The 25,051-nt window shown below is 70.5% G+C and carries 17 protein-coding genes; 10 read left to right on the top strand and 7 right to left on the bottom strand.

Features of this window, described 5'->3' with window-relative positions; genetic code table 11:
• Positions 1-15 precede the first annotated feature (15 nt).
• Together ACIBF7_RS10765 and ACIBF7_RS10760 are read left to right on the top strand one after the other, a co-directional pair.
• Entirely contained in the window at positions 16-2,835 is a 2,820-nt protein-coding gene (locus ACIBF7_RS10765) for a carbohydrate-binding protein (protein ID WP_397196962.1), read from the top strand.
• 12 nt (positions 2,836-2,847) lie between these two features.
• Complete coding sequence (locus tag ACIBF7_RS10760) at positions 2,848-4,584, top strand: ThuA domain-containing protein (RefSeq protein ID WP_219548845.1); 1,737 nt, start codon at positions 2,848-2,850, stop codon at positions 4,582-4,584.
• 48 nt (positions 4,585-4,632) lie between these two features.
• Here ACIBF7_RS10760 and ACIBF7_RS10755 read toward each other — a convergent pair whose 3' ends face one another.
• From ACIBF7_RS10755 to ACIBF7_RS10725, 7 genes are read right to left on the bottom strand one after another with little or no spacing between them, the layout of a single operon-like run.
• Positions 4,633-5,964 carry a nucleotide pyrophosphatase/phosphodiesterase family protein gene (locus ACIBF7_RS10755; RefSeq protein WP_397196961.1) on the bottom strand — a complete coding sequence of 444 codons (1,332 nt, stop codon included), beginning with the start codon at positions 5,962-5,964 and terminating at the stop codon, positions 4,633-4,635.
• The gene (gene eboE, locus ACIBF7_RS10750) at positions 5,964-7,076 is read right to left on the bottom strand and encodes a metabolite traffic protein EboE (protein ID WP_397196960.1); all 1,113 of its coding nucleotides are present in this window, start codon (positions 7,074-7,076) and stop codon (positions 5,964-5,966) included. Before eboE ends, ACIBF7_RS10755 begins: the two co-directional genes overlap by 1 nt.
• 2 nt (positions 7,077-7,078) lie before the next feature.
• Complete coding sequence (locus ACIBF7_RS10745; RefSeq protein ID WP_271277162.1) at positions 7,079-7,924, bottom strand: TatD family hydrolase; 846 nt, start codon at positions 7,922-7,924, stop codon at positions 7,079-7,081.
• Positions 7,925-8,431, bottom strand: a complete 507-nt coding sequence (locus ACIBF7_RS10740; protein WP_148032232.1) for an EboA domain-containing protein — start codon at positions 8,429-8,431, stop codon at positions 7,925-7,927.
• The gene (locus ACIBF7_RS10735) at positions 8,376-9,269 is read right to left on the bottom strand and encodes a sugar phosphate isomerase/epimerase family protein (protein WP_397196959.1); all 894 of its coding nucleotides are present in this window, start codon (positions 9,267-9,269) and stop codon (positions 8,376-8,378) included. Before ACIBF7_RS10735 ends, ACIBF7_RS10740 begins: the two co-directional genes overlap by 56 nt.
• Positions 9,239-10,084 (bottom strand): SCO3242 family prenyltransferase, encoded by an 846-nt coding sequence (locus ACIBF7_RS10730; protein ID WP_364227861.1) that lies wholly within the window; start codon positions 10,082-10,084, stop codon positions 9,239-9,241. The genes ACIBF7_RS10735 and ACIBF7_RS10730 overlap by 31 nt, the downstream gene beginning before the upstream one ends.
• The gene (locus ACIBF7_RS10725) at positions 10,081-11,211 is read right to left on the bottom strand and encodes an inositol-3-phosphate synthase (protein ID WP_397196958.1); all 1,131 of its coding nucleotides are present in this window, start codon (positions 11,209-11,211) and stop codon (positions 10,081-10,083) included. Before ACIBF7_RS10725 ends, ACIBF7_RS10730 begins: the two co-directional genes overlap by 4 nt.
• 280 nt (positions 11,212-11,491) lie before the next feature.
• Between ACIBF7_RS10725 and ACIBF7_RS10720 the strand changes: the two genes are divergently transcribed.
• From ACIBF7_RS10720 to ACIBF7_RS10685, 8 genes are all read left to right on the top strand, one after another.
• Positions 11,492-12,931: a sugar ABC transporter ATP-binding protein gene (locus ACIBF7_RS10720; protein ID WP_148032229.1), complete on the top strand. Its 1,440-nt coding sequence runs from the start codon at positions 11,492-11,494 to the stop codon at positions 12,929-12,931.
• Positions 12,932-13,894: an ABC transporter permease gene (locus tag ACIBF7_RS10715; protein ID WP_364227870.1), complete on the top strand. Its 963-nt coding sequence runs from the start codon at positions 12,932-12,934 to the stop codon at positions 13,892-13,894.
• The gene (locus ACIBF7_RS10710) at positions 13,891-14,841 is read left to right on the top strand and encodes an ABC transporter permease (RefSeq protein WP_271279602.1); all 951 of its coding nucleotides are present in this window, start codon (positions 13,891-13,893) and stop codon (positions 14,839-14,841) included. The genes ACIBF7_RS10715 and ACIBF7_RS10710 overlap by 4 nt, the downstream gene beginning before the upstream one ends.
• Positions 14,828-16,024: a substrate-binding domain-containing protein gene (locus tag ACIBF7_RS10705; RefSeq protein ID WP_397196957.1), complete on the top strand. Its 1,197-nt coding sequence runs from the start codon at positions 14,828-14,830 to the stop codon at positions 16,022-16,024. Before ACIBF7_RS10710 ends, ACIBF7_RS10705 begins: the two co-directional genes overlap by 14 nt.
• Positions 16,025-16,060: 36 nt before the next feature.
• On the top strand, positions 16,061-16,894 hold the full coding sequence (locus ACIBF7_RS10700) for a sugar phosphate isomerase/epimerase family protein (RefSeq protein WP_397196956.1): 834 nt from the start codon (positions 16,061-16,063) through the stop codon (positions 16,892-16,894).
• Between the two features lie 217 nt (positions 16,895-17,111).
• Positions 17,112-20,585: a ThuA domain-containing protein gene (locus ACIBF7_RS10695; RefSeq protein ID WP_397196955.1), complete on the top strand. Its 3,474-nt coding sequence runs from the start codon at positions 17,112-17,114 to the stop codon at positions 20,583-20,585.
• A 123-nt stretch (positions 20,586-20,708) separates the two neighbouring features.
• Positions 20,709-23,495 carry a glycosyl hydrolase family 95 catalytic domain-containing protein gene (locus ACIBF7_RS10690; RefSeq protein ID WP_397196954.1) on the top strand — a complete coding sequence of 929 codons (2,787 nt, stop codon included), beginning with the start codon at positions 20,709-20,711 and terminating at the stop codon, positions 23,493-23,495.
• Between the two features lie 230 nt (positions 23,496-23,725).
• Complete coding sequence (locus ACIBF7_RS10685) at positions 23,726-25,027, top strand: TrkH family potassium uptake protein (RefSeq protein WP_148032222.1); 1,302 nt, start codon at positions 23,726-23,728, stop codon at positions 25,025-25,027.
• The last annotated feature ends 24 nt before the right edge of the window (positions 25,028-25,051 follow it).

Genomic DNA, 25,051 nt, shown 5'->3' with positions numbered 1-25,051 from the left:
CAGGAGGGAACACCCATGTCCCGACGTCCGTGGCTCACCTTGCTGACCACGATGGCACTCGTCACTTCAGGAGCGCTCGCGCTCGACGCCTCCCCGGCGAACGCCCTCGACATCCCGCCGTCCGACTACCAGCAGGTGTCCCTCGCGTCAGGTGGCGCCGAGCTGGGTGAGGCGATGTCGCTGGCCGTGATGCCGAACCGGTCGGTGGTGCACACGGCGCGCGACGGCACGCTGCGTGTCACCGACGCCACCGGCGCCACGAAGGTGGCCGGCAGGCTCAACGTCTACACCCACGACGAGGAGGGCCTGCAGGGAGTGGCGGTCGACCCCGGCTTCGCGTCGAACCGGCACCTGTGGATCTACTACTCCCCGAGGCTGAGCACCCCGAACGGCGACGCGCCGAGCACCGGCACGCAGGCCCAGTTCGACCAGTGGAAGGGCGAGCTGTACCTGTCCCGGTTCACCCTCAAGGCGGACGACACTCTCGACATGGCCAGCGAGAAGGTGGTCCTCCGGGTCCAGAACGACCGCGGACAGTGCTGTCACGTGGGCGGGGACATCGACTTCGACGCCGCCGGCAACCTGTATCTGACCACCGGCGACGACACCAACCCGTTCGAGTCGAGCGGCTACTCCCCGCTGGACGAGCGGACCAACCGCAACCCGCAGTACGACGCCCAGCGCTCGTCCGCCAACACCAACGACCTGCGTGGCAAGCTCCTGCGCATCAAACCGCAGCCCGACGGCACCTACACGATCCCCGCCGGCAACCTGTTCCCGCCGGGCACGGCGAGGACCCGGCCGGAGATCTACGCGATGGGCTTCCGTAACCCGTTCCGGATGAGCGTGGACAAGGCGACCGGCATCGTCTACCTCGGCGACTACGGGCCGGACGCGGGCGTGACCTCCTCCAACCGCGGCCCGAGCGGGCAGGTGGAGTTCGACCGCATCACCGGTCCGGGCAACTACGGCTGGCCGTACTGCACGGGCACGAACACCACGAGCGAGACCTACAACGAATGGAACTTCGCCACCAACAGCACCGGTCCGAAGTACGACTGCGCGGGCGGCCCGGCCAACAACTCCTTCCGCAACACCGGCCTGGCCACGCTGCCTCCGGCCAAGCCGGCGTGGATCCGGTATGCGGGGGACGCCGGAAGCCCGCCGGAGTTCGGCTCCGGATCGGAGTCGCCGATGGGCGGCCCGGTCTACCGTTACGATCCCGGCCTGGACTCGGCCGTCAAGTTCCCCCAGTCGCTCGACGGACGGTACTTCGCCGGTGAATACGGCCGGCGCTGGATCAAGGCGATCGAGGTGAAGCAGGACGGCGCGTACGGCGAGATCTCGGCGTTCCCCTGGACAGGGACGCAGGTGATGGACATGGCCTTCGGTCCTGACGGAGCCCTCTACGTCCTCGACTACGGCACCGGGAACAACAACCAGGCGCTGTATCGCATCGAGTACATCGGCGGCGCCAACCGCAACCCGATCGCCAGGGCGTCCGCCGACAGGACGTCGGGACCGGCTCCGCTCGCGGTGAACTTCTCCTCGGCGGGCAGCTCGGATCCGGAGGGGGGCGCGCTGACCTACTCGTGGAACTTCGGCGACGGCACCACCTCCACGGCGGCGAACCCGGGCAAGACCTACACCACGAACGGCGCATACACGGTGACGCTCACGGTCCGGGATCCGCAGGGTCTCACCGGCACGGCGAGCGTGACCGTGACCGTCGGCAACACCGCGCCGACGGTGAGCCTCACCACCCCCGCCCACGGGCAGCCGTTCTCCTTCGGGGACACCGTGCCCTTCCAGGTCACCGTCAGCGACCCGGAGGACGGCACGATCGACTGCGGCGGCGTCACCGTCGCCTACTTCCTCGGCCATGACAGCCACCGCCACCAGATCACCTCCACGACCGGCTGCTCGGGCTCCATCGCGGTGCCGGTCGACGGCGAGCACGACGCCGCGGCCAACATCTACGGCGTCTTCGAGGCCTCCTACACCGACCGGGGCGGTCTGACCTCCACCAGCGCCCGTACGCTCCAGCCGCGGCACCGGCAGGCGGAGCACTTCGGCGCCCAGCAGGGCGTCCAGACGGCCGACCACGCCACCGCGGAAGGCGGCAAGACGGTCGGCTTCACCGACGACGGCGACTGGATCTCCTTCCAGCCGTACAGCCTGGGCAGCGCGACCCGGATCACCGCCCGGGTGTCGTCGGCCGGCGCGGGCGGCAGGATCGAGGTGCGGGCGGGCTCGGCGACCGGCACGCTGCTGGGAACGGCGAACGTGGCGAGCACCGGCGGATGGGACACCTTCACCGACGTCTCGGCGAACCTCAGCGGCGCGCCGGCCGGCACGACGACGTTGTACCTGGTCTTCCGCGGCCCGACCGGACAGGGCTACCTGTTCGACGTGGACGCCTTCACCCTCGACACCGGCACCCCGCCCTCGGGGAGCACGAGCGCGTTCAAGGGCGTGGGGTCGAACCGGTGCCTGGACGTCAACGGCGCCTCCCAGGCCAACGGCGCCCTGGCGCAGCTCTGGGACTGCAACGGCCAGCCCAACCAGCAGTGGACCGCCACCAGCGCCGGTGAGCTGCGGGTGTACGGCGGCAAGTGCCTCGACGTGAACGGGGCCGGGACCGCGGACGGCACCGCGGTGATCATCTGGGACTGCAACGGCCAGAACAACCAGAAGTGGCGCCTCAACACCGACGGCACGATCACCGCCGTCGGCGCGAACAAGTGCCTGGACGTCAACGGCACCGCCAACGGCACCAAGGCCCGCATCTGGACCTGCACCGGAGGAACCAACCAGCGCTGGACCCGCGTCTGAAAGGGACATCCCATGTTGCGACATCTGACCCCAGCCGCACCCGGGGGCGGCCGCAAGACCTCTGTACTGCGGCGCCTGTCAGTGGCGGTGGCCGCGATCACCGCCGCCGCGACGTTGATCCCCGCCATCCCCGCCCAGGCCGCCGCCTTCAAGGTGCTGGTGTTCTCCAAGACGGCCGGGTTCCGGCACGACTCGATCCCCGCCGGCATCCAGGCCATCCGCGAACTGGGGGCGGCCAACGACTTCACCGTCGACGCCACCGAGGACTCGACCGCCTTCAACGCGGCCAACCTGGCCCAGTACCAGGCGGTGGTGTTCCTCAACACGACCGGTGACGTGCTCAACGACAACCAGCAGGCCGCCTTCCAGACGTACGTGGACGGCGGGGGCGGTTCCGTGGGCGTGCATTCGGCCGCGGACACCGAGTACAACTGGCCGTATTACGGGCAGCTCATGGGAGCCTGGTTCGCCAGTCACCCGGCCATCCAGCAGGCCACCGTACGGAACGAGGACCGGGCGCACGCCGCGACCGCTCACCTGGGGGCGACCTGGTCACGCACCGACGAATGGTACAACTACCGCGCCAACCCCCGCCCGAACGTCCGCGTGCTGCAGAGCCTGGACGAGGGCAGCTACAGCGGCGGCAGCATGGGCGACCACCCGATCACCTGGTGCCACCCGCAGTCCGCCGGTCGCGCGTTCTACACCGGCCTGGGGCACACCCAGGAGTCGTACGCCGATCCGGCCTTCCGCACGCTGCTGCTCGGCGGGATCCGGTACGCGGCCAGGGCCGCCAACGCCGACTGCCGCCCGGAGACCGGGTACACGACGTTGTACAACGGCTCGACCACGGGCTGGTCGCAGGCGGGGCCCGGGTCGTTCACCGGCAACGACGCCACGCTGACCTCCCAGGGCGGCATGGGGATGCTGTGGTACAACGCCAAGGAGTTCCGCTCCTACTCACTCAAGCTCGACTGGAAGCTGACCGGCGACTCCAACTCCGGCGTGATCGTCGGGTTCCCGGCCACCAGTGACCCCGGCGCGGCGCTCGACACCGGATACGAGGTGCAGATCGACGCGACCGACACCCCCGACAGGACCACCGGGGCGATCTACGGGTTCAAGGCCGCCGACCTCGCCGCCCGCGACGCGGCGCTCAACCCGCCGGGGCAGTGGAACACCTATGAGCTGCTGGTGGAGGGCGAGCGGCTGCAGGTGTTCCTGAACGGCAGCAAGATCAACGATTTCACCAACGCGGATCCGGCCCGCTCGCTCCAGCAGGGCCACATCGGCATCCAGAACCATGGGCCCGGCGACGTGGTGTCCTTCCGCAACATCCGTGTCAAGGAACTGACCAGCACACCGGGCGGTACGAGCGCGCTGCGGGGCGTGGCGTCGAACCGGTGCCTGGACGTCAGCGGCGCCTCCCAGGCCAACGGGGCGCAGGCGCAGCTCTGGGACTGTCACGGGCAGGCCAACCAGCAGTGGACCGCCACCAGCGCCGGTGAGCTGCGGGTCTACGGCGGCAAATGCCTGGACGTGAACGGGGCGGGGAGCGCGGACGGCACCGCCGTGATCATCTGGAACTGCAACGGCCAGAACAACCAGAAGTGGCGCCTCAACGCCGACGGCACCATCACCGCCGTGGGCGCGAACAAGTGCCTGGACGTCAACGGCACCGCCAACGGCACCAGGGCCCGCATCTGGACCTGCACCGGAGGAACCAACCAGCGCTGGACCCGCGTCTGATCGGTCACCCGCCGGCGCGGAGATCCGCGCCGGCGGGTCTGTGCGCGGTCAGCGGTTCGTCCGGGCCAGGGCGGTCAGGAGTCCCTTGACCTCGGTCGCCTCGTAGAAGTCACGGTCGAAGGGACCGATGATCAGCGGTCCGTCGTCGGGGAGATCGGGCAGCCGGCCGTGACTGCCCCGCACCGGCGCCGGGTCGAGCGGCACCACCCGCATCGTGTACCGGAAGCCCAGCTTCTTCCTGGCGAGCGCCCCCGCCGCGCGCAGCTTGACGAACGGATCGCCCGGGTCCATGAACAGCTCGGCGGGGTCGTAGCCGGGTTTGCGGTGAATGTCCACGAGCCTGGCGAAATCCGGGGCGCGGTCGTCGGAGAGCCAGTAGTAATAGGTGAACCAGGCGTCCGGCTCCGCCACCGCGACGAGCTCGCCGGCGCGTTCGTGGTCGAGACCATACTTCGCCTTCCCCGCCTGGTCGAGCACCTCGTCGACGCCGGACAGCTCGGCGATGACGGCGCGGGTGCGGTCGAGGTCTCCGGGGTCGCGCACGTACACGTGGGCCACCTGGTGGTCGGCGACGGCGAAGGCCCGGGACGCCCACGGGTCGAGATACTCCATGCCAGCCTGGACGTAGACCTCCAGGAGACCCGCGGCGCGCAGCGCCCGGTTGATGTCCACCGGGCGGGACACCGGGGTGATGCCGTATTCGGAGAGCACGACGACCTCGGCGTCCTCGGCCAGGAGCGGAGCCAGCGCGGCGTCGACGGCCCGGGCGGCCGCGATCGCCTCAGGACCGGCGGGGCCGTACCGCTGGAGGTCGTAGTCGAGGTGGGGCACGTAGACCAGCAGCAGATCCGGCCGTTCGCGGGCCAGGATGCGGCGGGCCGCGGCGATGATCCATTCGCTGGAGGCGATCCCCGCGTTGGGTCCCCAGTAGGTGAACAGGGGGAACGGCCCCAGCGCGGCCTCCAGGTCGTCGTGGAGTGAGGGCGGGCGGGTGTAGCAGTCGGGCGACTTGCGGCCGTCGGCGTGGTAGACGGGACGCGGGGTGACGAGCAGGTCGGCCGGCGCGCCCATCGCGTACCACCAGCAGACATTGGCGGTGCGCAGGCCGGGCGCGGCGGTCCACAGCTGGTCGCCCTGGATGAGCGCGTTGTGCTGGCGCCACAGCAGCACCTCGCCGAGATCCCGGAAATACCACCCGTTTCCCACGATGCCGTGGTCGCGGGGCATCGAACCGGTCAGCAGGGTGGCCTGCATCGAGCAGGTGACGGCGGGCAGCACGGGCCGCAGCGCGGCCGCCGAGCCCGCTTTCGCCACGTTCGGCATGTGCGCGAGCAGGCGCGGGGTGAGCCCGACGACATTGATCACGATCAGCGGTGCCATCACGTCTCCTTCAGCCCGAGGGCGGCCAGTTGCCCCCGCATCCAGTCGAGCTCGGCGGCTATGCCCTGCGCGACGTCGGCCGGCGCGCCGGGAAGCACGTGCCACGTGTAGGTCTCCACCTCGACGTGCCTGGTGAGCGGACGCTCCCCGCCGAGCAGCGTCTCCAGCAGGCGCCGCAGGTAGGGGGCGCTGGTGGTGAGCGGAGGGGGCGGCGCGCCGTGCAGCGGGACGTGGAAGTGCACGCGCCAGCTCTCGTCCGCGGGCAGGCCGCCGGCCAGGGCCTCGCCCAGGTCGTCGGCGTATCCGGTGGCGGAGCGCGTCTGGTGGAGGAACCGGGCCTCGTCGAACGCCGCCAGCGCCCGCTGTGCCCCAGGCGGCGCCACCAGGGCGCACGAGGCCTGGAGCTTCACGATCGGCAACCCGGTGGCCGCGCCCGCGTCAGGGTCCTCGAAACCCACGGCCATGTGGCAGGCGTCCAGACAGAGGCCGAGGTGGTCGTGGTCCACGTCACTCAGCAGGGCGCGCGCCTGCGACGTCGTCTCGACGACGCAGCCGGGCTCCGGCTCGAAGCCCAGCCGGATCACCTTGCCGGTACGGCTCGCCAGCGCGCGCAGGCCCTGGGCGACCACGTCGAGATGGGCCGTCACCGCCGCCGCCTTCGCCCTCGTCCACCCGGTCCGCCAGGCGAGGGGAAGGGTCGAGATGGTGCCCTCGGTGACGTCGTCCGGCAGCAGCGCGGTGAGGATCTCGGCGAGCCCGAGCGTGTAGCGCAGCCGGTCCGCGTCGGCCCAGTCAGGGGTGTAGACGCGGTACTTCACGACCTCGTCGTGGAAGCCGCGGTAGGGGAACCCGTTGAGGGTCACGACCTCCAGCCCGAGCGCGGTCAGCCGCTCGCGCAGCGCCGCGAGCTCCCCGGGCCGGGCGGTGAGGTCCGCGGCGGCGTGCTGGGACAGCCACAGCCCGAGCCCGAGCCGTTCGACGCCGAGCAGGCGCCTGACCCGCGCCGCGACGCCGGACAGCTGAGCGTGGATGCCGGGGAGATCCTCGGCGGCGTGGACGTTGGTGCAGTAGGACAGATGCACCGTCGAGCCGTCCGGATGGCGCAGCCGCATGGTCAGCCCCGCTTGATCGTGTTGCCGGCGTAGTCAGATCCGGATTCCGAGCCGGAACTGAGGTCGAGCCGGCCGCTCTGCCCGTAGAAGCCGACCGGGTTGCGCCACAGCACCCGATCGACGTCGTCCTCGCCGAAGCCGGCCGCGAGCATGGCGTCGGCGACCTCGCGCGTCTTGAGCGGATCGCTCCGCCCCCAGTCGGCGGCCGAGTTCACCAGCATCCTGTCCGTGCCGTACTGCTTGAGCAGGGTCACCATCCGGTCCGGGTCCATCTTGGTGTCCGGGTAGATCGAGAACCCCATCCAGCAGCCCGAGTCCGCGACCATGCCGACGGTCAACTCGTTGAGGTGGTCGACGAGCACCCGCCCGGGGGGAATCCCGGCGGCCCGCACCACGTCGAGCGTCCGGCGGGTGCCCTCAGCCTTGTCCCGGTGCGGAGTGTGCACGAGCACCGGAAGATCATTCTCCTGGGCGAGCGCCAGCTGGGCCTCGAACGCCCGTTCCTCCTCTGCCGTCATCGAGTCGTAGCCGACCTCGCCGACCGCCACGACGGAGTCCTTCAGCAGGTATCGCGGCAACTCGGCCAGCACCGGCGCGCAGCGCGGATCGTTGGCCTCCTTGGGGTTGAGCGCGAGCGCGCAGTGGTGGCGGATGCCGTGCTGCGCGGCGCGGTAGGGCTCCCAGCCGAGCAGCGCGTCGAAGTAGTCGAGGAAGCTGCCCACGTTGGTCCGGGGCTGCCCCAGCCAGAAGGCGGGTTCGACGACGGCCCGGACCCCCGCGTCGTGCATGCGCCGGTAGTCGTCGGTGGTCCGGGAGGTCATGTGGACGTGCGGGTCGAAGATGCGCATTCAGATCCTCTCCAGGACGTCACGCGGGACGGGGCGGCCGGCCGCCCGTAGCTCGGCCGCGTAGTCCGACAACATCCGGGCCAGCTCGGCGTCGAAGCGGCGGTCCAGCCCGGCCACCTCGTCCAGGGGGATCGACATGAAGACGCACTTGAGCACCCCTTGCCGGAAGGAGTGGTCGCCCAGCCACGCCGAGCCGTACGGGCCGAGGGCCGCGGCGACCAGCCGCGCGTCATTGGTGCGAAGCGCGTCCTCCACCAGCGCGACCGCCGTGCCGTCCAGGTCGAGCTCGTGCAGGACGGTCAGGATCGCCAGCCGCTCGCCGCTGTCGCCGGCCTCGTACAGGCTTCGGATCACCGCGGGGTCGCCGCGCAGCGCGCCGAGCAGCGCGCGCCGGGCGTCTGGACCGCCCCGCCGTCCGGCCTGCGGGAAGAGCCGGTGGATCGCGTGCGGGTCAGCCTCGACCTGCCGGACGGCCGAGGCCTGCCACTCCTGTGCGGGCTCCTTCATGTGCCCTCCTCAAGAAGTCGATCGATCGGCGGGCGACCTGCGGGGCCGCATGGCTGTGCCGGGCCAGTTCCACGGCCACCAGGCCCCGGTAGCCGCGCAGAGCGGCGAGCGCCGGCACGAAGTCGATCTCACCCTCGCCGAACTCCAGGTGCTCGTGGACTCCCCGGCGCATGTCCTCGATCTGCACGTGCACGGTGTACGGCAGCGCCCGCCGGACACACGTGTCCAGGTCCTCCCGCTCCAAGCAGTGACAGTGCCCGATGTCGAGGGTGAGACCGAACCGGGGATGGCCGCCGAGCATCGCCCGCAGCCGCTCGTAGCCGTCCAGGTCGGCGACCAGCATCCCGGGTTCGGGTTCGAATCCCAGCGTGACACCCACCCGATCGGCCTCGTCGAGCAGCCGCGCGCACTGGCGGGCCAGTCGCGTGTACGCCTCCACCTCCGGCATGCCGTCGGGCCGGACGCCGCTCCACAGATGCACCACGGGAGCGCCCAGGTCGGCGGCGACGCGCATCGCCATGACCAGGAACTCCACTCTGCGTCCGGCGTCCTCGCTGATGAGGGTCGGATGGTGTTTGCGCAGCGGATCGAGGGTGTAGCGCCCGCCCGTCTCGACCACGGTGCCGAGGCCGAGGCGAGCGCAGATCCCGGCGATGCTGGACACCTCCGCGGCCAGCCCGGGGGAGAAGGGGTCGAGATGACCGTGGTCGAGCGTGATGGCCGCGCCCGTGTACCCCAGATCGGCCAGGACCGCGAGCGCCTCGGGGAGCCGGTGGCCGGCAAATCCGTTGGTGCAGTAGGCCCACTTCACGATGTCGCCAGCCGGGATGAGAGCCACCGCCCCACGGGGAGCGAACACAGCAGCGCGCCCGCCGTCGCGAACCGGCCGCCGCCCGCGACCGCCGCCGCCTGGAGCGGGATCAGGCCGAGGATGCTCAGCCGGACGGCCCGCCGTACGTTCTCGGGGTCGGGAAGGGTCCGTAACCCGGCCTGGACCGGGAGGGTGGAGGCGAGATAGCCGGCGATGAGGACGCCCGCCCCGGCCCGCGCGGCGGCTCCGCCCCGCGCGCAGGAGGCGGCCGCGAGCCCGGCCGCCACCGTGCTGGCCGCGACCGCGCGCCCGGCGGTCCCGGGTGCCGCCCCCGTCACCTCGGCGCGGCCCAGGACGCTGATCCCGTAGGTGTGCGCGCCTATCGCCAGCGCCGCCGGCAGGGCGGCCCTGGTCTGCTCGCCCGCGCCGAGAAGCACGTCGAGCACGCGGCAGGCCGCCATCGACGCCGGTCCCGCCGCCGTCCGTTTGAGACCCAGGTCGTAGGCCCACACCGCGCCGGCCAGCAGGCCGGCGACGGTGAGACCGCGACGGCCGCCGGCGAGGGCGGCGGTGGCCAGGCCCGCGCCGGTCAGGGCGGCCGCGAGCCCGAGCGCGGCGCCCGGGCGGACCCGGCCCGACGGGATCGGGCGCTCGGGACGCTCGACGGCGTCCGCCTCACGGTCCGCCCAGTCGTTGAGCGCCATTCCCGACCAATACATGAGCACCGACGCCAGGGCCAGGCCGGGTGCCGGGCGCCGTCCCGCGGCGGCGGCCCCCGCGATGGTGTCCCCCGGCACCGACAGCGCGGCGGGTGCGCGGACCAGTTCGAGCAGCGCCCTCATGACAGCTCCTCGGCGAAGGCGCGCAGCCGGGCGTACTGCGCGGCCAGGGCGTGCTCGTCCGTCCCCAGCGGGCTCTTGAAGAAGTACCCGAGCTCGGGCAGGACGCCGTGCCGCCCTTTCTCGTGCGCGCGGGCGACCAGCCGGGCCAGGTCCAGGACGAGCGGGGCGGCGAGCGCCGAATCGCAGCCCTGCCAGGTGAACTGCAGCGTCATCCGGACGCCGAGGAAGCCCTCGAAGCTCACGTGGTCCCAGGCGGTCTTCCACTCCCCGAGATCCGGGACGTAGTCGATGTGCGTCTCACCCTCCACGGGTTCTCCCAGGACCCTCGTGACGACCTGGTCCTTGGAGAGCCGCTTGCTGGACCTGGCGGCCGGATCGGCGAGCGTCGCCCCGTCGCCGCCGCCGAGCAGGTTGAGCCCGGACCAGGAGCGGACCCGGAGCGCCCGGTCCGCGAACATGGGCGCCAGGGCGCTCTTCACCAGGGTCTCGCCGGTCTTGCCGTCGCGTCCCGCGTACGGCACGCCCCGCCGGGCGGCGAGTTCCGCCAGGGCGGGCAGGGTCGGCCCGGTGGAGGGGGTGAACTCCACATAGCCGCATCCCGCATGGAACGCCGCGTAGGCGTACAGCGAGCTCGGCGGCAGGACGTCGTCCCCCGCGGCGAGCCGCTCCTCCAGGTCGGCCAGCCTCTCGAACTCCGGGCGCGGATCCACCGGGGGCTCGGTCGACGACACGTTGATGACGACCACCCGGGCCAGCCCGTGCCGGGCGCGGAAGCCGGTGATGTCGTCGATCAGCCGGGTCGCGGCCGGTCCGTCGCCGGGGACGTGGCCCGGCCGGATCTCGGCGTCGGCGGCTTCCAGGTCGGACGCGAGCAGCCCCGGGAGGTCCGGTGAGATGACCTCCGCTCTGCCCAGCTGTTCGGCGCGCTTGCGTAAGGAGGTCTCGGCGATGTCATGTCCGCCGAAGACCAGGTCGGTCAGCGGAACCAGCTGCCCGGGAAAGCCGGCGGACTCGCTCACGCATCCACGGGGGGAGGCCGCTCCCGCCCTGATGGCCGCGGCGCCCACGATGGCAGTGGTCGCCACGGATCCTCGTGCCCCGATAAGCCACACACCGAGCTTGTCCATGAAAGCTCCATCGTGTCCGGGACTACCCCGCATGCGAAGGCATCCGGTAGGTGAGTCTTCGCGATGGTAAAAGGTATTTTCGTCGATGGTCAAGCATAAGTAGGCTCATCGTTGTCTTATGGTCTGCCGTCTATGGCCATCGCCGCCCGTTCGTCACGTCCTAAACCCGGGCAATTTAGGCGTACTGGCGACCAACTTTTGCTTGACCATCGATATAAGCCCGCTTAACATCCCGCACCATGAGCCATAGGCCTGAAAGTCGGCGGGGACGGCTGACCGGATGCTGAGCCTGCGCGGCATCGGCAAGAGCTTCCTGGGCGTGCGGGTGCTGTCCGGGGTGGACCTGGCCGTGACGGCCGGCGAGGTCCACGCCGTCGTCGGCGAGAACGGCGCCGGCAAATCCACCCTCATGAAGATCATCTGCGGGGTGCACGCGCCGGACGAGGGCACGATCGAGCTCGACGGCCGGCCCGTCTCCTTCGGCCATCCGCTCGACGCGCGGCGCTCCGGCATCGCGATCATCTACCAGGAGTTCAACCTGCTGCCCGAGCGCACCGTCGCCGAGAACGTGTTCCTCGGGCGCGAGCCCGTCAGGCGCGGCCTGGTCGACCGGGCCGCCATGGAGGAGGCGACCGCGCGGCTCCTCCACGAGCTGGGCGAGGAGGCCTTCGGCCCGCGCGACGCCGTCAAGCGCCTGCCGGTGGCCCAGCAGCAGATCGTCGAGATCGTCAAGGCGTTGTCGGTGAACGCGCGGCTCATCGTCATGGACGAGCCCACGGCGGCGCTCGCCGAGCACGAGGTCGAGTCGCTCTACCGGCTCATCGGGCGGCTGAGGGAACGCGGCGTCGCCGTCGTGTACATCTCCCACCGATTACGCGAGGTGTTCGACCTCGCCGACCGGGTCACCGTGCTCAAGGACGGCGCGCGCGTCACCACCCTCCCGATCGGTGAGGTGACCCCCGGCGAGCTGATCCGCCTGATGGTGGGCCGCGACCTCGGGACCTACTTCCCGCCCCGCTCGGCGGGCGCCGGCGAGGTACGCCTCAGCCTGCGAGCGGCCGGCAATCACCGGCTCCATGACATCGACCTGGAGCTGCGCGCCGGGGAGATCGTCGGCATCGCGGGCCTCCAGGGATCCGGCAGATCGGAGCTCGCCAGAGCGATCTTCGGCGCGGAGCCCTTCACCACGGGCGAGATGATCCCGTCGCGCCCGCGCTCGGTCCGGGAAGGCGTGGCCCTGGGCATCGGACTCGTGACCGAGGACCGCAAGGCCGAAGGGCTCGCGCTGCGCCAGTCCGTGCGCGACAACGTCCTGCTCGTCGCCCGCGCGGTGCGCGCCGGCGACCGCGCCGGCGTCCGTGACCTGCTCGAACGGGTACGTCTCTCGCCCGTACGCCGGGAACAGGAGGTCCGTTACCTGTCCGGCGGCAACCAGCAGAAGGTCGTGCTGGTCAAGTGGCTGACGATGGCGCCGCGGGTGCTGCTGTTCGACGAGCCGACCCGGGGGATCGACGTCGGGGCCAAGGCCACGATCCACGACCTGATGCGCGAACTGGCGAACGGCGGCATGGCCATCATGATGATCTCCTCCGAGCTGCCCGAGCTCATCGGCATGAGCGATCGCGTCGTCGTCCTGCGCGACGGCCGCGTGGCGGGCACGCTGCCCGCCGGTGCCTCCGAGGAGGCCGTCATGCGTCTGGCCGCGGGAGAGGCGGCCTGAATGCCCCTGCTCACGCGGCTGCGCGAACCCACGCAGGTGGTGTTCCTCGCGCTGCTCGGCCTGGTCGCGGTCGGCTGGGCCCTCGTCGCGCTCGACGGCGGCCAGTTCCTCACCCTGGAGAGCGTCGTCGGGATCCAGCAGCGTTCCGCGGCCCTCGGCATCGTGGCGATCGGGCAGACGCTGGCGATCCTGGCCGGGTCGCTCGACCTGTCGGTGGCGTACCTGATCAGCCTGGCCTCGCTGGTCGCGGCGGAGATCATGGCGGGCCAGGACGGGAACATCGGGCCGGCGGTCGCCGCGGTGCTGGCCATCAGCGCTCTGGTGGGGCTGGTCAACGGGCTGGTCATCACCGGGCTCCGGGTGCACGCCTTCATCGCCACGCTCGGAGTCGCCCTGATCATCAAAGGCGTCGTCGACCACCTGTACGACGGGCCCGCGGGCAAGGTGCCCGAGTCGTTCCAGGTCCTCGGCTACTCCCGGATCGGGCCGATCCCCGTCTCCGCGCTGCTCTGGGCGGGCGTGGCCGTGCTGGCCTGGTTCCTGCTGAGCAGGACCCGGCTCGGATACCGGATCTACGCGGTCGGCGGGAACGAGGAGGTAGCCCGCCTGTCCGGCATCCGCACCGGCCGGGTCATCGTGCTCACCCACGTGCTGTGCTCCGTCTGCGCCGGCATCGCGGGCCTGCTGCTGGCCGGCAGGCTCGGCGCCGGGGCCCCCACGGTGGGCACCGACGGCGGCTACGACCTCGAATCCATCGCCGCCGTCGTGCTCGGCGGGACCGCGCTGGCCGGCGGCAAGGGCGGCGTCGCCGGAACCGTGGGCGGAGTCCTGCTGCTGGCCGTCCTTGACACCGTCTTCAACCAGCTCGAGGTCAACTCCTTCGTCAAGGACGTGGTCCGCGGCGTGGTCATCGTCGTCGCGGTGGCCGTCTACGCCCGGCGTACCGTGGGACGGCCCGCATGAGGCGGGCCCTTCCCATCCTCGCGGTCCTCGTGGCGCTGCTCACCGCGATCGCCCTGGTCAACCCCCACTTCCTGGAGCCTGCCGGATTCCTGGCGTTCCTCAAACGGGCCGCGCCGCTGGTGATCCTCGCCGCGGGGCAGTATTTCGTCATCGTCTCCGGCGAGTTCGACCTGTCGGTCGGCTCACTGGTGACGGCCGAGGTGGTGATCGCCGCACGCCTCATCGACGGCGACGAGTCCGCCACCTGGCCGGTCCTCGCCCTGCTGATCGTCATCGGGCTGCTCGTCGGGCTGGTCAACGGCGTGGCCACCACCAAGCTGCGGGTGCCGTCGTTCATCGTGACGCTCGGCATGCTGCTCATCCTGTCCGGGGCGGTGTTCCTGTGGACCGGTGGCGCGCCGCGTGGCGCGCTGTCGGAGGGCTTCCGCGTCTTCGGCCGCGGCGGCCTCGGGCCGGTGCCGTGGTCGGTGCTGATCCTCGTGGCCATGGGCGCGGCGGCGATCCGGCTCATGCGCGCCGACTTCGGCAAGACGCTGATGGCCGCCGGCGACAACGAGCGTGCCGCGGCGCTGTCCGGGGTCCGGGTCGACCGGGTCAAGATCTTCGCTTTCATGCTCTCCGGCCTGGCGGCGGCCGTCGCGGCGATCCTGCTCGGCGGTTTCGCCGGCGTCTCGGCCCAGGTCGGTCAGGGGCTGGAGTTCTCCGCCATCACCGCCGTCGTCCTCGGCGGCGTGGCGCTCGGCGGCGGCCGCGGCTCCGTGCCGGCCGCCATGGCCGGGGCCGTCACGCTGGAGGCGCTGTTCACCCTGCTCAACCTGTACGGAATCTCCGGGGCGCTGGAGTTCACCGTGCAGGGCGTCATCATCATCGCCGCGGTCGCGGCAGGAGCCATCCGGCTTCCCCGGAAGCCCACCCCCCGAAGAGGAGACGCACATGCCGCGTCCTGAGGCCGCAATCGCAGTGCTGGCCGCGCTGGTTCTCGCCGGCTGTACCACCGACAGGCCGACGGCCACCACCCAACCCGCCGCACCCGCCACGAGCGCTCAGGGCTCCGGCACGGGCACGCAGTCGAAGTTCTTCGTGCAGGCGGATTTCGACGCCCAGCTGGCCATGCGCTCCCAGACACCTCAGGGCCCCGCGGCCAAGCCCTGGGAGCAGGCCATCGACCCGAAGATGATCGACACGGCACAGTACAAGAAGGACGGGCCGTACCACCTGTGCTTCTCCAACGCGGCGGTCAACAACCCCTGGCGCCAGGTCGGATGGAAGACGATGCAGGCCGAGGTGGGCCTGCACGAGGAGATCGGGGAGTTCACCGCGCTGGACGCCGAGGGCAAGGACGACAAGCAGATCTCCGACATCGCCGAGCTGCAGGCCAAGGGCTGCGACGCGCTGATCGTCTCGCCGAACACCACGGCGACGCTCACCCCCGCCGTGACGGCCGCCTGCGCGAAGGTGCCCGTCATCGTGTTCGACCGGGGCGTGGAAACGGACTGCCCGGTGACGTTCATCAAGCCCATCGGCGGCTACGCCTTCGGCGCCGACGCCGCCGAGTTCCTGACCGAGAAGGTGCCGGCGGGCGGGAAGGTGCTGGCGCTGCGCATACTGCCGGGCGTCGACGTGCTGGAGACCCGCTGGTCGGCGGCGAAGGTGGTCTTCGACAGGAGCCGCCTCCAGGTGGTGGGGGTGGAGTTCACCGACGGTGACGCCGCCAAGACCAAGAGCATCGTCAGCGACTATATCCAGCGGCACGGCACGATCGACGGTGTCTGGATGGACGCGGGCGCCACGGCGGTGGCCGCGATCGAGGCGTTCGAGGACGCCGGCCTGCCGGTGCCGCCGATCAACGGCGAGGACCAGCAGGACTTCCTGCAGAAGTGGAAGGACGCCGGTCTCACCGCCGTCGCGCCCACGTACCCGACCTACCAGTGGCGCACCCCGATCATCGCCGCTCTGAAGATCCTCAAGGGCGAGGAGGTCCCGGAGAGGTGGAACCTGCCGCAGCCCAAGGTCACCGGCGACAACCTGGCGGACTACCTCCAGCCCGACATGCCGCCGCTGCACTACGCGCTCTGCGGTTGTGAGGACCTGCCCGGGTTCCCGGAGACCTGGGGCGGGAAGAAGGGCTGATCGGCCCCTCCCGAACCGACGACGAAGAGGGACGCCATGTTCTCCATCGGAGTGAACACCTGGGTCTGGGTCTCCCCGCTGACCGACGACGAACTGGCGCGGCTCGCGCCCCGCGTCGCCCGGTGGGGCTTCGACGTCATCGAGCTGCCCGTCGAGCGGCCCGGCGACTGGAACCCGGACAAGGCCGCGGCGGTGCTGGCCGAGCACGGGCTGGCCGCGTCCGTGGTGCTGGTCATGCCGCCGGGGCGGGAGCTCGTGGCCGCGTCCCCGGGGACCGTCCGCGACACCCAGGACTATCTGCGGCACTGCGTCGACGTGGCGGTGACCGTCGGCTCCCCGGTGATCGGGGGGCCGGCGTACGCCTCGGTCGGCCGTACGTGGCGGCTCTCGCCGGACGAACGCCGGGAGGTCTACGCCGAGTTGCGCGAGCATCTGCGGCCCGTCCTGGACCATGCGGCCGAGCGCGGGGTGAAGCTCGCCGTCGAGCCGCTCAACAGGTACGAGACCAGCCTCGTCAACACGGTCGAGCAGGCGCTCGAGGCGCTGCCCGAGGACTGCCACCTGGCGCTTGACGTCTACCACATGAACATCGAGGAGAAGGATCCCGCCCAGGCGGTGCGGCTGGCGGCGGATCGCATCGCGCACGTGCAGGTGTGCGGCACCGATCGCGGCACGCCGGGAGCCGACCGCTTCGACTGGCCGGGCTTCTCCCGGGCCCTGCGCGACACCGGCTATCGGGGGCCGCTCGTCATCGAGTCGTTCACCGCGCACAACCGGACCATCGCCACCGCGGCCTCCGTCTGGCGGCCCCTCGCGGAGAGCCAGGACAGGCTGGCCGTGGACGGCCTCGCCTACCTTCGGACCCTGTGATTGAAAGTTTCATACTTATCCTGCTGAGTGGAAGCGGGTGCGGTAGCGACCTTCGGCGCGTTGACCTGCTGTTATCGATGGGCACTCGCCGGATAGGTGGACAGGGCCGGTTTCCCAACTCTGAATAAGCAGGCTTAATGGGTCTGTGGCGAGGCGAGACGCCTCACGTCCTCCCTCCGACTCCGACCCGTTGCCGGCACCCCCCAGGAGATCCTTCATGCGAAGATCACGCCTGTTCCCCGCCTTGGTCGCAGCCCTGTCAGGGCTGTTGATGTCCTTGTCGCCGCAGGTGGCGCAGGCGGCCGCGCCGTTCAGGGTGCTGCTGTTCACCGAGACGGCGAGCGGCGCCTACCGGCACGACTCCATCCCCGCGGGTGTCGCGATGTTCCAGCAGCTGGCGGCCGACCACGACTTCCAGCTCGACCACAGCGAGAACTCCGCCGTCTTCACGCCCGCGACCCTGAACACCTACGACGCGGTGATCATGCTCCAGACCAGCGGCATGGTGTGGGACAACGACGCCCAGCGTCAGGCCTTCCAGGCCTACGTGCGCGCCGGCCACGGCGTCGTCGCGATCCACAACGCCACCGACATGAACATCGAGACGCAGTTCCCCTGGTGGGACCAGGTCGTCCTGGCGGGCGCCCACATGACCGCGCACTCGTCGATCCTCCAGGGCACCGCCAAGGTGGCCGACAAGGCCCACCCCTCCACGGCCGGGCTGCCCGACCGGTGGGTGCGGGCGGAGGAGTGGTACAACTTCGACAAGAACATGCGGGGCTCGGTGCACGTGCTGGTGACCGCGGACGAGACCACGTATGACGCGGGGCCGAGCAAGATGGGCGTCGACCACCCGATCTCCTGGTGTCACAACCCGGAGGGCGGCCGGGTGTGGGCCACCGCGATGGGCCACCAGGCCTCCTCCTACGCGGAGCCCCTGTTCCGGCAGCACCTGCTGGGCGGCGTGCGGTGGGCGGCGGGCGAGGCGCCGGGTGACTGCGGCGGCACGGTCGCGGCCCGGTTCCAGAAGGTGACCCTCGACGGCGCACCGGACCAGCCGATGGAGCTCGACGTGGCCGCCGACGGCAGGGTCTTCTACATCTCGCGCTCCGGCAAGGTGAACATGATCCCCGCCAACGGCGGGGGCACGCGCGTCATCGGCACCCTGCCGGTGTACGACGGCGGTGAGGACGGCGGCATCGGGCTGGCGCTGGATCCGAGCTTCGCCACCAACGGCTGGATCTACGTCAACTACTCGCCGTTGAACGGCGGTGAGGTGAACCGGGTGTCGAGGTTCACCTTCAACGGGACCAGCCTCGACCTGGCCAGCGAGAAGAAGATCATCGAGGTTCCGGCGTACCGCAACGTCGACGAGCCCGGCCACACGGGCGGCTACCTCGCGTTCGGGCCGGGCGGGAACCTGTACATCGGCCCGGGTGACGACACCAATCCCAACGGGTCCAGCGGGTACGCCCCGATCGACGAGCGGCCCGGCCGGGAGCACTACGACGCTCAGCGGTCCTCCGCCAACACCAACGACCTGCGCGGCAAGATCCTGCGCATCCACCCCGAGCCCGGCGGCACCTACACGATCCCGTCCGGCAACCTGTTCGCGCCCGGCACCGCCAAGACCCGGCCGGAGATCTACGCGATGGGCTTCCGCAACCCGTTCCGCTTCTCGGTCGACAAGGTGACGGGCTGGATCTCGGTGGGCGACTACGGACCGGACGCGGGCGCCGCGAACCCCGGCCGCGGTCCCGAGGGCACCGTCGAGTGGAACCTGATCAAGCAGCCCGGCTTCTACGGCTGGCCGTACTGCGTCGGCGACAACCTCCCGTTCAACGACTACAACTTCGCCACCAACACCTCCGGCCCGAAGTTCACCTGCTCGGCACCGGTCAACGACTCGCCCAACAACACCGGCCTGACCAACCTGCCCGCGGCCAAGCCCGCGACCGTGTGGTACGACTACCACGCCTCGGCCCAGTTCCCCGAGATCAACTGCTGCGGCGGCGCCGCCCCGATGGGCGGCCCGTTCTACCGCCATGACCCGGCCAGCGGTTCGGACCGGAAGTTCCCCGCGTACTTCGACGGCACGCCGTTCTTCTACGAATGGAGCCGCAACTTCGTCAAGGAGTTCCGCCTCGACTCCTCGGGCAACCTCCTGAAGATCAACCCGTTCGTGGCGCAGATCGCCCCGCGCGCGCCGATCGACATGAAGTTCGGGCCGGACGGCGCCCTGTACATGGCCGACTGGGGCAACGGCTTCGGCCACGCGAACACCGATGACAGCATCTACCGGGTCGACTACGTGGCCGGGAACCGCGCGCCCCTGGCCAAGGCGAGCGCCGACCCCGACTCGGGCACGGCACCGCTGGTGGTGGCGTTCTCCTCGGCCGGCTCAACCGACCCCGACGGCGACCCGATCACCTACGCGTGGGACTTCGGCGACGGCGGGACCTCCACCGGCGCCAACCCCTCTCACACCTACACCGCCAACGGCACCTTCACGGCCAGGCTGACCGTACGGGACTCCGGCGGGAAGACGGGCAGCGTCACGGTGCCCATCGTCGTCGGCAACACCCGTCCCGGGGTGACCTTCTCGGCCCCGCCCGACGGCGGGTTCATCGACTTCGGCGACCAGGTGGACTACACGGTGAACGTCACCGACGCCGAGGACGGCGCCGCCGACTGCACCAAGGTCAACGTGATCACGGCGCTCGGCCATGACCAGCACGCCCACGACACCGGCCAGTACACCGGTTGCTCCGGAACGGTCACGACCACCGCCTCCGGCCATGACGAGGCCTCCAACGTCTACTACGTCCTGTCCGCCGACTACACCGACAGCGGCGGCCTGAAGGGATCCGCCGGCCTCACCCTGCAACCGAAACACAAGCAGGCCGAGCACTTCACCGGCTCGTCCGGCATCCGCGTCATCGACGAGTCCGGAGCCGAAGGCGGCAGGCGCATCGGCGACATCTCCAACAACGACTGGATCTCCTTCAGCCCGATCAACCTGTCCGGGATCGACACGGTGTCCTTCCGCGTCTCGGCGCCGTCCAGCACCGGCGCGTCCATCGAACTGCGCGCCGACTCGCCGACCGGGGCCCTCCTCGCCTCCAGCCCCGTGCCGGCGACCGGGGGATGGAACACCTACGTGTCGCTGTCCCCGGTGCGGGTCACCGACCCCGGTGGCACCCGCAATGTCCACGTGGTGTTCAAGGCGCCGTCCGCGAACGCGTTCGACCTGGACTCCGTCACCTTCAACGGCACGGGCGTCGGGCAGGGCGACGGCCCGCCCCCGGGCGGCACGAGCGCGCTGCGGGGCGTGGCGTCGAACCGGTGCCTGGACGTCAACGGCGCTTCCCAGGCGAACGGCGCGCAGGTGCTGATCTGGGACTGCAACGGCCAGGCGAACCAGCAGTGGACCGTCACCAGTGCGGGTGAGCTGCGGGTGTACGGCGGCAAGTGCCTGGACGTGAACGGGGCCGGGACGGCCGACGGGACCGCGGTGATCATCTGGGACTGCAACGGCCAGAACAACCAGAAGTGGCGCCTCAACGCCGACGGCAGCATCACCGCGGTCGGCGCGAACAAATGCCTGGACGTCAACGGCACCGCCAACGGCACCAGGGCACGCATCTGGACCTGCACCGGCGGCGCCAACCAGAAGTGGACCCGCGTCTGATCTCCGCGCGACACCCGCGTAAGCCGGGGACCGACCACCACTCCGTAGGAAACGGGATGCGAGATGTCTGATCTATCACGAAGGCAAGTCCTCAGATTCGGCGCGGCCGGAGCCGGAGCCTTCATGCTGCCGCCGGCATGGACCGCCGCCGCCCGGGCCGCCTCGGCGCCCCCTCCGGAGGTGAGCGCCGCGAACGATCTGGCCCTCTGGTACGACGAGAGCGCCGGCACGGACTGGCTGCGGGCGCTCCCGATCGGCAACGGCCGCCTGGGCGCCATGGTGTTCGGCAACGTCGACACCGAGCGGTTGCAGCTCAACGAGGACACCGTCTGGGCCGGTGGACCGTACGACCAGAGCAACCCCCGAGGGGCGGCGGCGCTGGGCCAGATCCGGCAACTGGTCTTCCAGAACCAGTGGAGCCAGGCCCAGACGATGATCGACCAGAACATGCGGGGAAACCCGGTGGGACAGCTGGCCTACCAGACCGTCGGTGATCTGCGGATCGGCCTCGGCAGCGCCTCCGGGGTCGCGGAGTACAACCGTCATCTGGATCTCACCACGGCCACCACCGCCGTGTCCTATCTGCAGAACGGCGTCAGGTACCGGCGCGAGGTGCTCGCGAGCGCGCCCGATCAGGTGATCGCCGTCCGCCTGACCGCCGACAGGCCGGGCTCGATCACGTTCTCCGCGACCTTCGGCAGCCCGCAACGGGCGACGCGCTCCAGCCCGGACGGGACCACGGTCGCGCTCGACGGCATCTCGGGCGACATGGAGGGAGTGGCCGGCTCGGTCCGCTATCTGGCGCTGGCGCGGGCCGTCGCCGAGGGCGGCAGCGTCAGCAGCTCCGGCGGCACCCTGCAGGTCAGGTCCGCCAACAGCGTGACGCTGCTGGTCTCCATCGGCACCAGTTACCGTAACTTCCGCGACGTCGGCGGCGACTACCAGGGCATCGCCCGGCGCCATCTCGACGCCGCCACCGGCAGGACCTACGACGACCTGCGCGGCCGGCACGTCGCCGACTACCAGCGGTTGTTCGGGCGCACCACGCTCGACCTGGGCCGCACCGCGGCAGCCGACCAGCCGACCGACGTGCGGATCGCGCAGCACGCGAACACCGACGACCCGCAGTTCTCCGCGCTGCTGTTCCAGTACGGCCGATATCTGCTGATCTCCTCCTCCCGGCCGGGCACGCAGCCGGCCAACCTCCAGGGCATCTGGAACGACTCGCTCACCCCGGCCTGGGACTCGAAATACACCATCAACGCGAACCTGCCGATGAACTACTGGCCGGCCGACACGACGAACCTGTCCGAGTGCTACGAACCGGTGTTCGCCATGCTCGACGAGCTCGCGGTCAGCGGCGCCCGGACGGCCCGCGTCCAGTACGACGCCGGCGGCTGGGTGACCCATCACAACACCGACGCGTGGCGGGGGACGTCGGTCGTCGACGGCGCGTTCTGGGGCATGTGGCAGACCGGCGGAGCGTGGCTGGCCACCCTCGTCTGGGACCACTACGGTTTCACCGGCGACCTGGAGTTCCTCCGTCGCTACTACCCCGCGATGAAAGGCGCCGCGCAGTTCTTCCTGGAGACCCTCGTACAGGAACCTCAGCTCGGGTATCTGGTCACCAACCCGTCGAACTCTCCCGAACTGGCCCACCACGCGGGCGTCAGCGTCTGCGCCGGCCCCACCATGGACAACCAGATCCTGCGCGACCTGTTCAACGGCTGCGCCCAGGCCTCGCAGGCGCTCGGCGTCGACGCCGACTTCCGGGCGCGGGTCCTGGCCGCCCGGGACCGGTTACCGCCGATGAAGATCGGCTCGCGCGGCAACATCCAGGAGTGGCTGTACGACTGGGTCGAGACCGAGCCCGCCCACCGGCACATCTCCCACCTCTACGGCCTGCACCCCAGCAACCAGATCACCAAGCGCGGCACCCCGGCGCTGTACACCGCCGCCCGGCGCACCCTCGAACTCCGCGGGGACGACGGGACCGGCTGGTCCCTGGCCTGGAAGATCAACTACTGGGCGCGGATGGAGGAGGGCGGCCGCGCGCACACGCTGCTCCGCCTCCTGGTGACGACGGCCCGGCTGGCGCCGAACATGTTCGACCTGCACCCGCCGTTCCAGATCGACGGCAACTTCGGCGCCACGTCCGGCATCGCCGAGATGCTGCTGCAGAGCCACAACGGCGAGCTGCACGTGCTGCCGGCGCTGCCGCCGGCCTGGCCGAACGGCACGGTGCGGGGTCTCCGAGGACGAGGCGGCCACACCGTGGACGCGACCTGGAGCTCCGGCGGGGCCACCGAGATCCTCCTGAGGTTCGACCGTGGCGGGACGGTCAACGTGCGCGCCCGGATCTTCGCCGGGACCTACCAGGTGGTCGACACCACGACCGGCGATGCCGTCAGCGTCGCCAAACCTGAGAACGACGTCATCAGACTGACCGGTCAAGCCGGTCGTACGTACCGCATGACCGGGTCCGGCCCCGCGCCCGCGAGCCACGTGCGGATCACCAACGCGACCACCGGCCTGGTGCTGGACAGCGGCGGGAACGTCGCCTCCGGGTCGAACCTCAAGCAGTGGAACTGGGACGGCAGCACCAACCTGCAGTGGCAGCTCGTGGACCTGGGCGGCGGCTGGTACCGCATCGTCAACCGCACCAACGCCATGGTCATCGACAGCTGGGGCAACACCGCCAACGGCGCCAACGCCCGGCAGGCGGCCTGGAACGGCGGCGCCAACCAGCAGTGGCGACTCAACAGCACGGGCAACGGCCGCCACCAGATCATCAACCGGGGCACCGGCACCGCCCTGGACGGCATGGGCAACAGCACCGCCGGCTCCACCGTCGCCCTGTGGACGCCGAACAGCAGCACCAACAACCAGTGGACGATCATGAGCACCTGACCGTCCATACCCGTCCGTGGCACGGTGCGCGGTTGGCGGCTATGCCGTGCTGCGCTACGGTATGCGCGGAGTGCCGGGAAGCCTGGTCGGCGGCGTCTTCAGCCGTACGACTCCACGGGGGCTCCCTGATGCGTGGCTCATGGCCTGCTGCCCAGCAGCCGGCGAGGGCGGGTAACCGGAAGGCACGGCGCCGGCCCGCGGTGCCGGGCCGCGGCCGGCACCCGGCGGTGATGATCTCGGTGGGATTCGGGACCGCTGTGCTGATCGGCACGCTGCTGCTCGGCCTCCCGCTGGCCACCACCGAGGGCGACTCCTCCCACTGGCTCACCGCGCTGTTCACCGCCACCTCGGCCGTCTGCGTGACCGGCCTGATCGTGGTGGACACCGAAACGCACTGGTCGGTGTTCGGCGAGGTGGTGATCGTCTTTCTCATCCAGGTGGGCGGTCTGGGCATCATGACACTGGCCACGCTGATCATCGTGATGATCTCGGGCCGGATCGGCCTGCGCGCCCGCCTGTCGGCCCAGTTGGAGACCAAATCGGTGGTCGCCGCCGACCTTCGCCGGGTTCTGCGGAAGGTGGTGATGTTCAGCATCGTCTGCGAGGCCGCCGTCGCGGTGGTCCTCACGGTCCGCTTCGTCACCGGATACGGCGAGCCGCTCGGCCGGGCAGCCTACCTGGGCCTCTTTCACTCGGTGTCGGCCTTCAACAATGCCGGCTTCGCCCTGTGGCCCGACAGTCTGATGCGCTTCGTCGCGGATCCGTGGATCTGCCTGCCCGTGGCACTGGCTGTCGTCGTCGGCGGGCTCGGCTACCCCGTCGTCTTCGAACTCCTGCGGACCTGGCGGCATCCGGGCCGCTGGTCGATCCTGACCCGGGTCACCGTCGGCTTGAGCGTGGTCCTCCTCGGCGGCGGTACGTTGACGTTCCTGGCGATCGAGTGGCACAACCCCGCCACGATGGGCCCGCTGGATGATTCCGGCAAGCTGCTGGCGGCCTTCTTCGCCGCCGTCATGCCACGCTCCGGGGGCTTCAACTCCATCGACATCGGCCAGATGAACCCCTCCTCCTGGCTGCTCACCGACGTGCTGATGTTCATCGGCGGCGGCAGCGCCGGCACCGCGGGCGGGATCAAGGTCACCACGTTCGGGTTCCTGGTGTTCGCCATCTGGTCGGAGCTGCGCGGCGAGCACCAGGTCAACATCGGCCACCGCCGCCTGCCGTCCACCACCCAGCGTCAGGCGCTGTCCATCAGCTTGATCGGCGCCATCCTGGTCACGTTCTCCACCTGGCTCATGCTGATGATCTCTCCGCACAGTCTCGACCAGGTGCTGTTCGAGGTGATCTCGGCCTTCTCCACCAACGGCCTGTCCACCGGCATCACCGCCGACACCACGCTGGCCGGGCATGTGCTGCTCAGCGTGCTGATGTTCATCGGGCGCATCGGCCCGCTGACGCTGGGCTCCGCGCTCGCCCTGAAGCAGCGCACTCGTCGTTACGAGCTGCCGGAGGAGAAGGTGATCGTCGGCTGACACCAGGCACCGGTCACAGCAGGT

The sequence above is a fragment of the Nonomuraea sp. NPDC050478 genome, assembly GCF_044458265.1.
In the GTDB taxonomy this organism is placed as follows: domain Bacteria; phylum Actinomycetota; class Actinomycetes; order Streptosporangiales; family Streptosporangiaceae; genus Nonomuraea; species Nonomuraea ferruginea.
Note: the sequence above shows the minus strand (reverse complement) of the source record. Positions and strands in the feature narration are given on the sequence as shown.

What these genes read in the sequence shown, in the direction of transcription:
- ACIBF7_RS10690 (WP_397196954.1), top strand. Translation starts at nt 20,709, where the DNA reads ATGCTGCCGCCGGCATGGACCGCCGCCGCCCGGGCCGCCTCGGCGCCC.
- ACIBF7_RS10730 (WP_364227861.1), bottom strand. Translation starts at nt 10,084, where the DNA reads ATGAGGGCGCTGCTCGAACTGGTCCGCGCACCCGCCGCGCTGTCGGTG.
- ACIBF7_RS10715 (WP_364227870.1), top strand. Translation starts at nt 12,932, where the DNA reads ATGCCCCTGCTCACGCGGCTGCGCGAACCCACGCAGGTGGTGTTCCTC.
- ACIBF7_RS10685 (WP_148032222.1), top strand. Translation starts at nt 23,726, where the DNA reads ATGATCTCGGTGGGATTCGGGACCGCTGTGCTGATCGGCACGCTGCTG.
- eboE (WP_397196960.1), bottom strand. Translation starts at nt 7,076, where the DNA reads ATGCGGCTGCGCCATCCGGACGGCTCGACGGTGCATCTGTCCTACTGC.
- ACIBF7_RS10705 (WP_397196957.1), top strand. Translation starts at nt 14,828, where the DNA reads ATGCCGCGTCCTGAGGCCGCAATCGCAGTGCTGGCCGCGCTGGTTCTC.
- ACIBF7_RS10765 (WP_397196962.1), top strand. Translation starts at nt 16, where the DNA reads ATGTCCCGACGTCCGTGGCTCACCTTGCTGACCACGATGGCACTCGTC.
- ACIBF7_RS10740 (WP_148032232.1), bottom strand. Translation starts at nt 8,431, where the DNA reads ATGAAGGAGCCCGCACAGGAGTGGCAGGCCTCGGCCGTCCGGCAGGTC.
- ACIBF7_RS10700 (WP_397196956.1), top strand. Translation starts at nt 16,061, where the DNA reads ATGTTCTCCATCGGAGTGAACACCTGGGTCTGGGTCTCCCCGCTGACC.
- ACIBF7_RS10760 (WP_219548845.1), top strand. Translation starts at nt 2,848, where the DNA reads ATGTTGCGACATCTGACCCCAGCCGCACCCGGGGGCGGCCGCAAGACC.
- ACIBF7_RS10725 (WP_397196958.1), bottom strand. Translation starts at nt 11,211, where the DNA reads ATGGACAAGCTCGGTGTGTGGCTTATCGGGGCACGAGGATCCGTGGCG.
- ACIBF7_RS10695 (WP_397196955.1), top strand. Translation starts at nt 17,112, where the DNA reads ATGCGAAGATCACGCCTGTTCCCCGCCTTGGTCGCAGCCCTGTCAGGG.
- ACIBF7_RS10710 (WP_271279602.1), top strand. Translation starts at nt 13,891, where the DNA reads ATGAGGCGGGCCCTTCCCATCCTCGCGGTCCTCGTGGCGCTGCTCACC.
- ACIBF7_RS10755 (WP_397196961.1), bottom strand. Translation starts at nt 5,964, where the DNA reads ATGGCACCGCTGATCGTGATCAATGTCGTCGGGCTCACCCCGCGCCTG.
- ACIBF7_RS10720 (WP_148032229.1), top strand. Translation starts at nt 11,492, where the DNA reads ATGCTGAGCCTGCGCGGCATCGGCAAGAGCTTCCTGGGCGTGCGGGTG.
- ACIBF7_RS10745 (WP_271277162.1), bottom strand. Translation starts at nt 7,924, where the DNA reads ATGCGCATCTTCGACCCGCACGTCCACATGACCTCCCGGACCACCGAC.